Origin of the sequence: Micromonospora sp. RV43, from assembly GCF_001029515.1 — a bacterium.
In the GTDB taxonomy this organism is placed as follows: Bacteria; Actinomycetota; Actinomycetes; order Mycobacteriales; family Micromonosporaceae; genus Micromonospora; species Micromonospora aurantiaca.
Window position 1 is genome coordinate 1 of sequence record NZ_LEKG01000014.1, and the last position, 13633, is coordinate 13633.

Sequence of the window (13633 nt, forward strand, 5' to 3'; positions counted from 1 at the left end):
CGCCGCCGCGCTGCTGGCCGCCGCTGCGCCCGCCGCCCCGCCCGTGCCCGGCGGCGGCGAGGTCTCGCCCGCCGGCGCGGGCCGCCCTGGTAGCGGCGCGTTGACGTTCAAGCCGATCCCGCCGAACAAGCTCGACACCCTCGTGGTCCCCAACGGGTACGACCACTCCGTGGTGATCCGCTGGGGTGACGAGGTCGTGCCCGGCGCGCCCGCGTTCAGCCTCGGCCGGCAGACCGCCGCCGCCCAGTCCAAGCAGTTCGGCTACAACAACGACTTCGTCGGGGTGCTCCCGATCGACCGTCGGCGCGCGCTGCTCGTGGTGAACCACGAGTACACCAACGAGGACCTCATGTTCCCCGGCTTCACCAGCCAGGACGCGCTCACAGTGGAGCAGTTGCGGGTGGCGATGGCCGCGCACGGCATGTCCGTGGTGGAGCTGGAGCGGGTGGAGAACACCGGGCAGTGGCAGCCGGTACGGCGTGGCCGGCGGGAGTACAACCGCCGGGTCACGGCGCTGGCGACGAAGTTCGAGCTGACCGGCCCGGCCGCCGGCTCGGCATGGCTGCGTACCGCCGCCGACCCGAAGGGCCGGACCGTGATCGGCACGCTCAACAACTGCGCCGGTGGCGTCACCCCGTGGGGCACGGTGCTCTCCGGCGAGGAGAACTTCAACCAGTACTTCGTCGGCGGAGACGGCGCGCCGGAGGAGCAGAAGCCGAAGCTGGCCCGGTACGGCATCCCGACCGACGTGCGCCACCCGAGCGGCAGCCGCAAGTGGGAGCGGGCGGACGAGCGCTTCGACCTGGCCAAGCACCCCAACGAGGCGAACCGGTTCGGCTGGATCGTCGAGATCGACCCGTTCGACCCGCAGGCCAAGCCGCGCAAGCACACCGCGCTGGGCCGGTTCAAGCACGAGGGCGCGAACGTCATCGTGGCGCGCAACGGCCGGGTGATCGCGTACATGGGCGACGACGAGCGCTTCGACTACCTCTACAAGTTCGTCTCGGACAAGAAGTTCATGCCGGGGAAGTCCTCGGTGGCGCGGCGGCACAACCTGACGCTGCTGGAGTCGGGCACGCTCTACGTCGCGAAGATCGAGGGCGACAGCCCGGCCGCCGAGATCGACGGTTCCGGCAAGCTCCCGGCCGACGGTGGGTTCGGCGGCCGGGGCCGCTGGATCAAGCTGGTCAGCGGCAACCGCTCGTACGTCGACGGCATGACCGCCGCGGACGTGCTCACCTTCACCCGGCTGGCCGGGGACAAGGTCGGCGCCACCAAGATGGACCGGCCCGAGGACGTCGAGCCGAGCCTGCTCACCGGCAAGGTCTACGTGGCGCTGACGAACAACAGCGACCGCGGCAAGGCCGGCAAGGCGCCCGCCGACGAGGCGAACCCGCGCAACAGCAACAAGCACGGGCAGATCCTGGAGCTGGTCGAGGACCGCGGCGACAACACCGCCGAGACCTTCGCCTGGTCGCTGCCGATCGTCTGCGGCGACCCGGCCGACGCCTCGACCTACTTCGCGGGGTACGACAAGACGAAGGTCTCCCCGATCTCCTGCCCGGACAACGTCGCCTTCGACGCCACCGGCAACCTGTGGATCTCGACCGACGGCAACGCGCTGGGCAGCAACGACGGCCTGTTCGCCACCGCCGTCGAGGGTCCGGAGCGGGGCCACCTGAAGCAGTTCCTCACCGTGCCGCTCGGCGCGGAGACCTGCGGCCCGTTCATCACCGGCGACAACCGTTCGGTCTTCGTGGCCGTGCAGCACCCCGGCGAGGTCTCCGGCGCGTCGGTGGAGAACCCCGCCTCCACCTGGCCGGACGGCGACTTCGCCAAGCCCGGCGTGGTGGTCACCTGGCGCCTCGACGGCGGCCCGGTCGGTAGCTGACCCACCCCGGGGGCGGTCCGGCGCTGGACCGCCCCGCGAGGGGCCGCCGACCCACCAGGTCGGCGGCCCCTCGTCAGTTCTCGGAAGCGGTCCCGGCGGGGATCGGCGCGCGGCGAGTCAGTTCTCGGAGGCGATGCCGTCGGCGATGGCGCGCGCGGCGGTGAGGAGCTTGGCGCGGACCACCCGGGCCGATGTCATCATCTCGCCGGCCGGCAGCGCGCAGGCCAGCACCACCCGGCGCTCGATGTCCTTGTCCGGGCTGACGAGCACCGCGGCGCACGCCACGCCCTGCCGGAACTGCCCCAGCTCCAGCTGCATGCCGCGCCGGTCACCGGCGGCCAGGTCCGCCTCGAACGCCTCGACAGTGGTGAGGGTGGCGGTGGTGAACGGGCGCATGCCGTACTCGCGCAGGTAGCGGAAGCGCTGTTCGGTGGTGAGCGTGGCGAGCAGGCTCTTGCCCAGCGCGGTGGCGTGCGCGCCCTCGTCGAAGCCCGGCACCAGGTCTTCCATGTAGGGCGAGCGGGGCCCCTCGACGGACGCGGTCACCGCCACCTGCCCGCCGACGAAACGGCCGAGGTAGTGGCTCCAGCCGGTGTCCGACGCCGCGCGGCGCAGCGCCTCGCCCACCGCCGGCGGCCCCCGGAACGCGGTGACCAGCTCGCGGTAGCGGTCGGCCACCTCCAACCCCACGATGTACGTCCCGTCCTCGCGCCGGATCACGTAGCCCTCGTACGCGAGCGTGCGCACCAGGTGGTAGGTGGTGGCGACGGTCAGCTCGCAGCGCCGGGCGATCTGCTTCACGGTGAGCCCTCTCGGCGCACGGCCGACCGACTCGAGCACTCGAAGCGCGCGAGACACGCTACGGATCAGGTCCGAAGGTTCCGCCAAGGGGTCGCGCACAACCACCTCCGCCGCCGGGGACTTACACCATATGAAAAACCGGCCGAGTGCGAAATGCCTGTTCGGATGGAGGATGCCAGAAGACCGGACACAGACCGTGTGTCGACGGACACGATGAGCAGCCAAAACGTCCGGGCGTAAGGTGTGCTCGCGATGACTGAAACAGTTTCGCGAGTTGCCCCTCCGGCGTCCCGCCACGCCGTCACGGTCGGCGCGGGCGCCACCCTCACCACGATCGTGTGCGTCCTGCCCGTCTTCCTGGTCGGTGGGCTCGCCGTCCAGCTCGCTGACGAACTCCGCTTCAGCCCGGCCGGGCTGGGCCTGGCCGTCTCGATCTACTTCGGCGTGAGCGCGCTCGCCTCGGTGCCCTCCGGCGCCCTGGTCGAGCGCTTCGGCTCGGCCCCGGTCGCCCGGGCCGCCATCCTGCTCTCCGCCGCCTCGCTGCTCGCAGTGGCCGGGCTGGCCCGGTCGTACCCGATCCTGGTGGCGCTGCTGGCGCTCAGCGCCGCCGCCAACGCCCTCGGGCAGCTCGCCAGCAACGCCGCGCTGGCCGAGCACGTACCCGCCCACCGGCAGGGCCTCTCGTTCGGCGTGAAGCAGGCCGCCGTACCGGCCGCCACGCTGCTGGCCGGCCTGGCGGTACCCACTGTCGCGCTCACCGCCGGCTGGCGCTGGGCCTTCGTGGCCGCAGCGGTGGCCGCGCTCGCCGTGCTGCCGGCCGTACCCCGGGCCGGACGGGACCGGCGGGCCCGGACCGCCTCCGGTCGCGGTCCCGGCGGCACCGGCCCGCTCGTGGTGATCGGGCTGGCCGCGACGCTCGCGGCAGCCGCGGCGAACGCCCTCGGCACGTTCCTGGTCGACTCGGCTGCGGCGCGAGGGCTCTCCCCCGGCCTGGCCGGCCTGACGCTGACCCTGGGCAGCGTGGTGTGCGTGCTCGCCCGGGTGGGCGTCGGCTGGCTGGCCGACCGGCGCACCAGCGGGCACGTCGGGCTGATCGCCGGGATGCTGCTGACCGGCTCGGTCGGCCTCATCCTGCTCGCGGTGGCCGGATCGGCGCCGCTGGTAGCGGGCGTGGTGCTCGGCTTCGGTCTGGGCTGGGCCTGGCCGGGGCTGATGAACTTCGCCGTGGTCCGGCTCCACCCGCAGGCCCCGGCCGCCGCCACCTCGATCACCCAGACCGGGGTGTACGCGGGCGGCTGCCTGGGTCCGCTCGGCCTGGGCGCGCTGGCCGGCGCGGCGGGCTCCGGCACCGGCCGGGCCTCGGGTCGGATCCGCAGCGCTGCGAACGCGACGACGCCGGCCAGCGGGGTCAGCAGCAGCAGGAGCAACACCGGCTGGTGCCCGTGCGCCTGCCAGACGAAGCCCAGCCCCATCGGCACCACCAGCCGGGCGGAGCTGAGCACGAAACCGTTGAGCGCCATGAAGGCGCTGACCCGGCGCGGCTCGACGTGGTCGGCGATGTAGGTGGGCACCACCACCGAGGCGATGATCTCGCCGAGGGTCCAGACGACTGTGGACAGCAGCACCGCGGGCAGTGAGAACGCGAACACCAGCACCGCCATCCCGGCCGACCAGAGCAGGCCGGCGACGACGAGCAGTGTGCGGGTCGGGTACGCCTTGATCCGTTTCTCGATCAGCATGCCGGCGCCCACCACGACGATGCTGTTGATGGTGTAGACCGCGCCGACCACCGCCACCGACGAGTTCAGCACCCCGGTGACCGCCAGCGGCAGCGTGTACTCCAGCCCGATCAGCGGCGCCACGTAGCAGAACGAGAGTACCACCAGCACCGCGACGTCCAGGTCGCGCCGCAGCGCTGCCCGGCGCAGCCCGGTCTTCGCCGGTGTCCCGGCCGCGGCGCGGCCGGTGTCGGCGGGCACGCTGAGCCGGATGGTGAGCGCCGCGAGCAGCCCGAGCAGGATGTTCCCGGCGAACATCAGGCCGTACGAGTACGCCGCGGCCAGGCCGCCCAGCAGCGGCCCGACGCCCATGCCGAGGTTGTTGGCGATGTAGCTGACGGTGTACGCGAACGGCCGCTGCTCCGGCTCGGCGAGGTCGGCGATCAGCGTGTTGGCGGCGGGCGCGAACATGCCCATGCCGACGAGCGCGACGAACAGCAGCGCCGCGTACGTCCACGGCGGGCCGTCCAGCACCGCCAGCCCCAGGTAGCCGGCCGCGTTGAGCAGCAGGCTGGACACCAGCGCGGCCCGCCGGCCGGCGCGGGCGCAGACCGGGCCGCTGAGCAGGCTCCCGGCGAGCAGGCCGGTGCTGCCGACCGAGATCAGCACACCCGCCTCGCCGGTGCTCAGCCCTCGGCTGCGCACCAGGTAGACAGCGAGCAGCGGGAAGACGAACATGCCCGCGCGGTTGATGAAGGAGGCGAGCACCAGCATCCGCAGCGGACGGGGCAGCGCCCGGAACCGGCTCAGCCACATGACGCCTCCCCGGCCGGTTCGGTACGCACCTGGAAGGCGTCCCGGATGGTCTTGAACCGGGCCCGCACGTCGTCGAAGTCCCGGCCCTCGCAGACGTACCAGCCGAGCACGTCGTTCGAGGCGGTCGGCGGCGCGAGCACGTCGCCGACGCCCTTCCACACGTCGGCGTCGAGGACCGAGTCCAGCGCCCGCAGCTCGTCGGCGGTGGTGATCGCGGTGATGCGGCCGTACCGGTCGGAGCAGAGGTACTCGGTGCCGGTCTCCGCGCCCAGCGCGGCGGCGGGCCGGTGCCCGGGGTCCAGTTCCAGCCGGCACCACTCGCCCGCGAGGTTGATGCCGCGCCCGGCCTCGATGGCCGGGACGATCGATCCGCCGCCGGCCCGGGCCGCCGCCTCGCCGAAGACCACCTCGCCGTCGTCGCGCAGGAAGAACTCCACGTGCGCGACCCCGGTACGCATGCCGAAGCCGCGCAGGAGCTCCGCGCTGGCGGTCAGGATGCGCTGCTCGGCGGGGGTCAGGTCGTGCTTGCGGGAGATCGTGCCGCCCGGCTCGTCGCGGAACTCCAGCACCGAGTACGTGTAGCGGGAGAGCTGCTCGAAGACCACCTCGCCGTCGCGCAGCAGCGAGTCGACGTGGTACTCCGCGCCGCGGACGTACTCCTCGACCCGGTAGTCGTGGCGCGCGTCGGCCACGAGCGGCCACACCCGGGCCAGGTCGTCGGCCGAGTCCACCCGGTGGGTGTCGCCGCAGGCCCAGCCGGCGTGCGGCTTGACCACGACCGGCCAGCCCACCTCGGCGGCGAACTCGGCGACCGCGCCGATGGTGTCCGGGCGGCAGGAGCGGGCCACCGGCACGCCCAGCTCGACGGCCCGGCGGTGCATCACGTTCTTGTCCCGGAAGGCGAGCGCCTGCTCGGGGTCCAGGCCGGGGATGCCGTGGTCGCGCCGGCACCGCGCGGCGGTCAGCACGTCGCCCTCGAACAGCGGGAAGATCCGCTCGATCGGACGGTCGGCGACGATCGCCGCGACCGCCGCCCGGACCGCCTCCGGGTCGTCCAGGTCGGCCCGGTGGCAGGGCAGCCCGGCGGTCTCCGGCGCCGGCCCGCCGGTGGGCAGCAGCACCACGCTGTCCACGCCGAGGTCGGTGGCGGCGGCGACGACGCTGCGGAACTGGGCGGCGTAGCGGCCGGCCGCGGGCCGGTAGACGATCAGGATCGCGCGGTTCACGAGCGGACCCCCGGGGTGCCGGCGGGGCTGAGCGGCGCCTCGACGGGGAACGCGGCGTCCCGGGTCTCCCGGTCCAGCACCGCCCGGTGGCGGGGCGCGGCGGTCAGCTCGCCGAGCACGGCGTCGAGGCGGTCCAGCGCCGCCTCCACCTCCGCCCGGCCGCCCGGATGGGCCGCCTCGACTGTGAGCAGCAGCCGCCGCCGGCCCAGGTCGGTGCGGACCAGGTGGCCCTGGCGCCAGTTCCAGCGCCGGGAGTGGGCCCGCCCGTGGTCGTCGGCGTAGACGACCTCGCCCGGTTCGGGCCGCTCCGGCGCATCGGGCGCGCCCAGCGGCAGGTACGCCTCCGTGCCGTCGGCCGGCCGGACGGCGAGCGCGTCGATGCCGTCCACCGCGCAGGAGGCCACCGGCAGCGCCGAGTCCAGCGAGAAGGCGTTGCAGAGGTCCACGAGCGCGTTGATCCGGGGCAGCCGGTCGCCCCGGGCCACCCGGCGGGCGATCGACTCGGCGGCGCACGGGAACCGGTTCGGGTTCACCGCCACCGCCCGGTACGCCGCCCGCCACCCGGCGATGCCCGGCAGCTCGGACACCCCGGCCTTGTCCAGGCCGGCCCGGTGCAGCGCGTCCTCGGCGGCGGTCAGTCGCTCCGCCACGGCCGGGTGGGCCGGCCCGACCTCGATCGCCGGCACGGCGAGCAGGCCGAGGACGTAGTCCGGCACGCTCGCCGTCACCCGGTCGTCGATGCGGACGGACAGCCGGTCGGCGCCGTCGCTGAGCTGGGTCATCGTCATCCCCGTCGGTTCGGTTCACACGGTCGCCCCGACCGTACGAAGCGGCGCCGCCACCGGTTGTGGCCAATCCCCGCCGATCCGGTGAGGCCAATCCGGGCCCGCGCGGGCGGCCGCATCAGGCGACCCCGGCCGGCCGGCGGTCCCGGTAGGCGGCGGCGTCCCCGGCGACCACCCGCCCGCCCAGCAGCACCATCTCGATCGCCTCGGGCCGCCCCAGCACCGTGATGTCCCGCGCCGGGTCGCCGTCGGTGACCACCAGGTCGGCCAGCCGGCCCGGCTGCACCGTCCCGGCCTCGCCGCCGCGCCCGGCCAGCCGCGCGCCGTTGGCGGTGGCCCAGGTCAGCACCGTCGGTGCGGGAATGCCGGCCATGCTCACGTACGTCTCGAGCTCCTCGGCGTACCGGCCGTGCGGGGTCCAGGCGAACCCGAAGTCGTCCCCGGCCACGATCGGAATGCCCATCTCCACCATCAGCGGCAGGATCCGCAGCGTGTTCTCCACCTCGGCCTGGAACTCCAGCGTCTCCAGGTACTCCGGGGTCTTGCCGTGCGCGGTGCCTGTGGTGAGCAGCCGGTGCGGCTGGTGCAGGCTCGGCACCACGAAGATGCCGCGTTCGGCGATCGCCTCCAGCGCCGCGTCGTCGGCGTACGTGGCGTGGTCGATCACGTCCACCCCGGCGGCGATGGCGTTGCGGATGCCGCCCAGCCCACGTGAGTGCGCCCGGATCCGTACCCCCCGCTCGTGTGCGGCGCGGGCCGCGATCACCAGTTCCTCGGCGGTGAACAGCAGCTCGTGCGAGCGGCCGTTGGGGAACGTGTCGTCGCCGGTGGAGAACACCTTGATGATCTCCGCGCCCTGGGCGACCTCGGTGTCGACGTACTCGACCAGTTCCTCCGGTGTGTCGGCCAGCCGCATCAGGTCGGTGGGGATGCGCTGCTTGACCGCCGGGTTGCGCCGCTGCGGCGGCCCGGAGACCATCAGGTCCCGGCTGCACGGCGTGATCCGCGGGCCGGGCAGCCGCCCGGCGTCGATCGCCCGGCGCAGCGCCATGTCGATGCCGGCCACCGAGCCGGCGCCGACGAACGCGGTGTAGCCCAGCCGGAGCATGGCCGCCGCGTTCCCCGCCGCGCCCAGCGTCACCTCCGGGATCGAGTGCTTGAACAGCGTCTCCCGGCCGTCGAGCACGTTCAGGTAGGCGATGTGGGTGTGGCCGAGCGTCATGCCCGGCATCACGGTCCGCCCGTCCAGGTCCAGCACGTCGACGTCCGGGTCGTGCAGCGGGGCCTGCGCCTCGGGCAGCACCGCGACGATCCGCTCCCCGTCGAGCAGCACGCTGTGGTGCGGCCGGGACGCCACCCCCAGCCCTTCCTGGACGGTGGCGCGGTGCAGCAAGGTTCGTCGGGACACGGCTGTCACTCCGGTTCTCCTCGAAGGTGCGGTCGGCGGTGGCCGAAGAGCAGCCAGACGATCTCCGCGCCGGGGCGGCGGACCACCCAGCGCAGCGCGTGCCGGCGTACCCCAGGGGCGTTCGTCACCGCGAGGTCGGCGGCCCCGGCGGCGAGCAGCTCGGCGGCGTGCTGGGTGGACTCGGCGTCGAGCCACCGCATCGGACGGTCGCGCAGCGCGGGCGGGGCCAGGTCGGCGAAGATCCGCCGGACCTCCCAGAGCGCGGCCACAGTGACCTCGCCGTCGCCCGGGTGCGCGTCCCGTTCCCGCGCCGCGATGCCGTACTCCGGGGTGGCCTGCGCGAAGTAGGCGTCCAGGCGCAGGTCGCGGTGCCAGTGGAAGCGGGTGGCGCCCTGGTACGCGCTGGGCACCAGCGCCTGGTCGACGCTGCGTTCCACGAGCGCGCCGAGCACCTCGTCGAACGTGTCGCACAGCTCGATGCGCAGCGCGTGCCGCTCGGCCAGGAACGCGGCGGTCAGGTGGCTGGACGTGCCGGCCGGCCCGAGCGTGGCCACCGCCGTGCCGGGGTGATCCGCCCACCGGTCCACCACCGTCCGCCACCGCCGCCCGTACGCCCCGGCGAGCAGGCCGGGCAGCGCGGGCACCGGCGCGGCGGCTGCGGTGTCAGGTGTCGTAGCCACGCCTGCCCGCCATCCGCCGGGCCACCCGGGTCTCGTGGTCGTCGGCGACCCGCCGGTCCACGATCCGTGCGGCCTTCCAGCTCACGAACGCGCCGGTGCTGACGATCGGGTCCAGCCCGTCGCTCAGCTCGACCTCCACCGGCACGCCGAGCGCGGCGGCGGCACGCCGGCGCACCCCGCCGGCCACCGCGGCCGGGTCGTCCACCAGGTCCTTGAGCAGCTCCAGCCGGACGGTGAGCCGGTCGCCGCCGGCCGGGTCGTGGTCGATCACCACCTGGTAGCCGGCCGAGCCGGTGACGCCGGTGAGCACCGCGCTCTCGATCTGCCCGGCGGTACGGCGCTGCCCGCCCAGGTCGATGCGGTCGAGCGTGCGCCCGACGATCTGCACCAGGTCGCCGGGCATCTCGCAGTCGCAGTCCGACGCGCCGACCACCACCGCGTCGCCGGTGCGGTAGCGGATCAGCGGCTTCACGCCGTCGACGAGCATGGTCACCGTGAGCTCGCCGGTGCCGCGCGGGCCGTGCGACGCGCCCGTCTCCGGGTCGACCACCTCGATCAGGTAGTTGGTCTGGGACAGGTGCATCCGCTTGTTGCGGCAGGCGGTGGCGATCACGAACGCCTCCTGCGAGCCGTACAGGATGTTGTAGACGTCAGCACCCCAGACCGACTCCAGGTTGTGCGCCAGCGCCGGCGTGCACATCTCGCCAGTGACGAACAGCAGCTCGACCGCGAAGTCCTCGCGCAGCCGGTAGCCGTGGTGCTCGGCGGCCTTGGCCAGCATCAGCGCCACGCCCGGCGTGCAGCAGATCACCTCAAGTTCCAGGCCCCGCATCAGCTGGAGGGCCTTGGCGAACCCGATCACCGGCGAGTACGGCCAGATCTTCGCGTTCATCGCGCCGGTGTTGCGGGCCACGTCGCCGAGCGTGTCGCCGAACGAGTGCACCTCGGTCGGGCCCATCAGCCCCACGCGGGGCGCGTGGTCGCCGAAGTGGTGGCGGAAGATCGACGCCCAGGACTCGGTGACGTGGGCGTTGCTGGCCACCACCTCGCGGCCGTCGCGGGGGCAGGGCGTGGCGGGCCCGGTGGTGCCGGTGGTCTCGTAGAAGAAGACGGCCTCGGCCAGCGGGCGGCTGAGCACGTCGAGCATCTCCTCGCGCAGGTGCGCCTTCGTGGTGAAGGGCAGCCGGTCGAGCGTGGCCGGGGTGATCGTGGACAGGTCGATCCCGGCGAGGTGCCGGGCGTAGAACGGCGAACCGGTGCCGACCTGGTCGAGCACCCGGCGCAGCTGCCGGTCCCGCCAGTCACCGAGCTGCTCGGCGGTGAGCGTGCGGTCGTAGAACGCGCGGTGCAGACGCAGGTAGTCGGCGGCGAAACCGGCTGCCGGGCCGGTGGTGGGAAGCCACATGGATCGGGGTCCTCTCGGTGTGCGTCAGTGCAGGCCGCCGTCGACGTCCAGCACGGAGGCGGTGACGTAGCTGCTGTCCGGGCCGGCCAGCCAGGCGACGGCGGCGGCGATCTCGTCCGGGGCGCCGAAGCGGCCGGCCGGGATACGGGCCCGGTAGTCGTCCCGGCGGGCCGCCGGGATCCGGGCGGCCATCGGCGTCTCGACCAGCCCGGGGGCGACCGCGTTGACCCGGATGCGGTGCGCGGCGAGCGCCCGGCCGAGGCTGCGGGTGAGCGCGACGACAGCGCCCTTCGAGGCGCCGTACGCGGCGTCCGGGCTGCCGATCCGGCCACTGATCGAGGCGACGTTGACCACGGTGCCCGGACGTCCGGCGGCCACCAGCGCCCGGGCGTACGCGAGCGTGCCGAAGAACGTCGCGCCGAGGTTCGTGTCCAGCACCTCGGCATACGTGCGCGGGTCGTAGTCGAGGAAGTCCCGGGCCGGGTAGACGCCGGCGTTGTTCACCAGCACGGCGGGCAGGCCGTGTCGCTCGTGCACGTCGTCCAGCAGCCGCTGCGCCTGATCCGGCACGGCCAGGTCGGCGACGAGCGCCGCGTACGCGGACGGGTCGGCGGCCGGCTCGCGGTCGACGCTGAGCACCCGGTGACCGGCGCGGGTGAGCGCCGCGGTGACTGCCCGGCCGATGCCGCCGGCCCCGCCGGTGACCACGGCGAGCGGGGGTACGGACCCGGACATGATCCGTCTCCGCCGCTCAGCCGGCGACCGGCAGCGCCGCCGGTACGCCGCGCAGGAAGTTGTCGAACAACCGCAGCCCGTCCTGGGTGGTCACGCTCTCCGGATGGAACTGCACCCCCTCGACGGCGAGCGTGCGGTGGCGCAGGCCCATCACGTAGCCGTCGTCGCCGGAGCGGGCGGTCACCTCCAGCGGGGGCGGCACCGGGTCGGCGACGATGAGCGAGTGGTAGCGGGTGACCGTAAGCGGCGCCGGCGCCCCGGCATAGACCCCGCGGCCGTCGTGCGTGACCTCGCTGGTCTTGCCGTGCATCAGGTGCCGGGCCACAGCGATCGTGCCGCCGTACGCCAGGCCGATCGCCTGGTGGCCGAGGCAGACGCCGAGCAGCGGCACCCGGCCGGCGAACGCGTGGACCAGCTCGACGTGGCCGGAGTCGCCGGGGTGGCCGGGCCCGGGGCCGAGCACCACCGCGTCGGGGCGCAGCGCGGCGAGGTGCCGGGGGCTGCGCGCGCGGGACCGGACCACCACCGTCCGCGCACCGAGCGTGCGCAGGTACTGGTCGATGATGTGGGTGAAGCTGTCGTACGCGTCGACGAGCAGGACCTTCACGGCAGCAGCTCCTCGCCGGTCAGGGCCCAGTAGGCGGCGCTCATCTTGGCCAGCGTCTCCCGCCACTCGGCGGCCGGTGTGGAGTCGGCGACCACCCCGGCGGACGCCTGGGTGTGGTAGCGGTGCCCGTCGTGCACGACGGTGCGGATGCAGAGCGCGAGCACCGCGAACCCGCGGACGTCGACCAGGCCGATGGCGCCCGCGTAGATGCCCCGGGGCTCCGCCTCCAGCCCGTCGATGATCTCCATCGACCGCAGCTTCGGCGCGCCGGTCATGGTGCCGGCCGGGAACGCGGCCCGGACCGCCGCCCACACGTCCGCGCCGTCGTCGAGGCGCCCGGACACGGTGGAGACCAGGTGATGCACGTACGCGAACGGCTCGACGTCGAGCATCGCGTCCACCGACAGCGTGCCCGGCTCGCAGACCCGGCCGATGTCGTTGCGGCACAGGTCGACGAGCATGACGTGCTCGGCGCGCTCCTTCTCGCTGGCCCGCAGCTCGGCCACCCGGCGGCGGTCGGTCAGCGGGTCGGCCGAGCGGGCGGCGGTGCCGGCGATCGGGCGCATCGACAGCCGGTCGCCGTCCAGGCGCAGGAACAGCTCCGGGCTGGCGCCGATCACCGTGCGCCCGGCCCAGGGCGCCAGGTACATGTACGGCGACGGGCTGCGGTGCCGCAGGCGCCGGTAGACGTCCAGCGGGGTGAGGGTGGTCTCCACCTCGATGCGGTGGCCGATCTGCACCTGGTAGCTGTCGCCGACCCGGATGTGCCGCAGGCACCGCCGCACCCGCTCGGCGAACGTCTCCTCGTCGACGGTGTCGCGCACCCGTTCCGGCGTGGGCGCGGGTGGCGGCGGCTGGTCGGCGGGCACGCCGGTGAGCAGCCGCGTCACCGGCGGCGCCGGCTGCGGCGGCAGGTGCGGGCCGGTGGCGTGCAACTGGTGCGCGGTGCCGGCCCGCAGGTCCCACCAGACGGTGTGCCGGAACAGCGTCAGCGCGAACCGGGGGAGGTCGTCGTCGGCCCGGCCGAGGGTCAGCTCGTCCATGTCACGGGCGGCCTCGTAGGCCAGGGTGGTGAGGAAGCCGAAGGCGAACCGGTCGGCCGGCACGGGCGTCTCGACGGTGAGGGCGCGCTGCACGGCGCGGACCACCGACCAGAGCTGCGCCGGGCCGGGCACGTGCCAGGCGGACGTGGTGCCCTGCCGCCGGGCCGGTGCGCCGAGGACGCCGGTGACCACCGCGCCCAGCGCGTCGCCCAGCGGCCCGGCGGCGGCCAGCTCGCACCCGTCGGCCAGGAACCGCAGCTCGGCGAGACGGCCCCAGCCCACCGCCGCGGCCTGCCGGTCGGCGGCCGGTCCGTCCAGGCTTTCGAAGAGGTACGCGTCGTGTGCGGCATGGCTTTGTGTCAATGCGGTGTACAACGTGAGCGGATCGATCGACGGCAGTGTGACTGAGGTCACGGAAATCGGAATTCGGCCGGTCGGCGTCGTGCGTCCCGGCGTCTCCGAACGGTGGTCTGCGGTTTCCGCGCCCACCGTGGTCGACAATGAGGACACTGTGGAAC

10 protein-coding genes and 2 pseudogenes are annotated in these 13633 nt (G+C 74.0%); 2 read left to right on the plus strand and 10 right to left on the minus strand.

The annotated features are described in order from the left end of the window. A partial coding sequence (locus tag ABD52_RS05620) for a PhoX family phosphatase (RefSeq protein ID WP_047891040.1) occupies window positions 1-1891 on the plus strand: 1891 nt, incomplete at its 5' end. 117 nt (window positions 1892-2008) lie between these two features. Here the strand turns inward: ABD52_RS05620 and ABD52_RS05625 are convergent. Continuing rightward, window positions 2009-2791 carry an IclR family transcriptional regulator gene (locus tag ABD52_RS05625; protein WP_047891041.1) on the minus strand — a complete coding sequence of 261 codons (783 nt, stop codon included), beginning with the start codon at window positions 2789-2791 and terminating at the stop codon, window positions 2009-2011. Between the two features lie 153 nt (window positions 2792-2944). Here ABD52_RS05625 and ABD52_RS38090 point away from each other — a divergent pair. Beyond that, window positions 2945-4033 (plus strand): annotated as a pseudogene (locus ABD52_RS38090) (MFS transporter); the annotation flags it as partial. Window positions 4034-4053: 20 nt separating this feature from the next. Here the strand turns inward: ABD52_RS38090 and ABD52_RS05630 are convergent. The 9 genes and pseudogenes from ABD52_RS05630 to ABD52_RS05670 all read right to left on the minus strand — a co-directional run. Then, window positions 4054-5226 (minus strand): annotated as a pseudogene (locus tag ABD52_RS05630) (MFS transporter); the annotation flags it as partial. Then, complete coding sequence (locus tag ABD52_RS05635) at window positions 5217-6452, minus strand: ATP-grasp domain-containing protein (RefSeq protein ID WP_047891042.1); 1236 nt, start codon at window positions 6450-6452, stop codon at window positions 5217-5219. The gene ABD52_RS05635 and the pseudogene ABD52_RS05630, both read right to left, overlap by 10 nt. Continuing rightward, a complete protein-coding gene (locus ABD52_RS05640; protein ID WP_047891079.1) occupies window positions 6449-7234 on the minus strand; it encodes a B3/4 domain-containing protein in 786 nt (261 codons plus the stop codon). The genes ABD52_RS05635 and ABD52_RS05640 overlap by 4 nt, the downstream gene beginning before the upstream one ends. Before the next feature lie 121 nt (window positions 7235-7355). Further along, window positions 7356-8645, minus strand: a complete 1290-nt coding sequence (locus tag ABD52_RS05645; RefSeq protein ID WP_235437359.1) for an amidohydrolase family protein — start codon at window positions 8643-8645, stop codon at window positions 7356-7358. Between the two features lie 5 nt (window positions 8646-8650). Next, complete coding sequence (locus ABD52_RS05650; protein ID WP_235437360.1) at window positions 8651-9325, minus strand: prephenate dehydratase; 675 nt, start codon at window positions 9323-9325, stop codon at window positions 8651-8653. Further along, entirely contained in the window at window positions 9309-10730 is a 1422-nt protein-coding gene (locus ABD52_RS05655) for a phenylacetate--CoA ligase family protein (protein WP_047891045.1), read from the minus strand. Before ABD52_RS05655 ends, ABD52_RS05650 begins: the two co-directional genes overlap by 17 nt. Window positions 10731-10754: 24 nt before the next feature. Beyond that, a complete protein-coding gene (locus ABD52_RS05660; protein ID WP_013285752.1) occupies window positions 10755-11465 on the minus strand; it encodes an SDR family NAD(P)-dependent oxidoreductase in 711 nt (236 codons plus the stop codon). A gap of 16 nt (window positions 11466-11481) precedes the next feature. Beyond that, the gene (locus ABD52_RS05665; RefSeq protein WP_013285753.1) at window positions 11482-12072 is read right to left on the minus strand and encodes an aminodeoxychorismate/anthranilate synthase component II; all 591 of its coding nucleotides are present in this window, start codon (window positions 12070-12072) and stop codon (window positions 11482-11484) included. Continuing rightward, window positions 12069-13529: an anthranilate synthase component I family protein gene (locus ABD52_RS05670; RefSeq protein WP_235437361.1), complete on the minus strand. Its 1461-nt coding sequence runs from the start codon at window positions 13527-13529 to the stop codon at window positions 12069-12071. The genes ABD52_RS05665 and ABD52_RS05670 overlap by 4 nt, the downstream gene beginning before the upstream one ends. Window positions 13530-13633 lie beyond the last annotated feature (104 nt).

Excerpts from the sequence above, each read along its gene's own strand:
- ABD52_RS05640 (WP_047891079.1), bottom strand. The coding sequence starts at position 7,234 with ATGACCCAGCTCAGCGACGGCGCCGACCGGCTGTCCGTCCGCATCGAC.
- ABD52_RS05655 (WP_047891045.1), bottom strand. The coding sequence starts at position 10,730 with ATGTGGCTTCCCACCACCGGCCCGGCAGCCGGTTTCGCCGCCGACTAC.
- ABD52_RS05660 (WP_013285752.1), bottom strand. The coding sequence starts at position 11,465 with ATGTCCGGGTCCGTACCCCCGCTCGCCGTGGTCACCGGCGGGGCCGGC.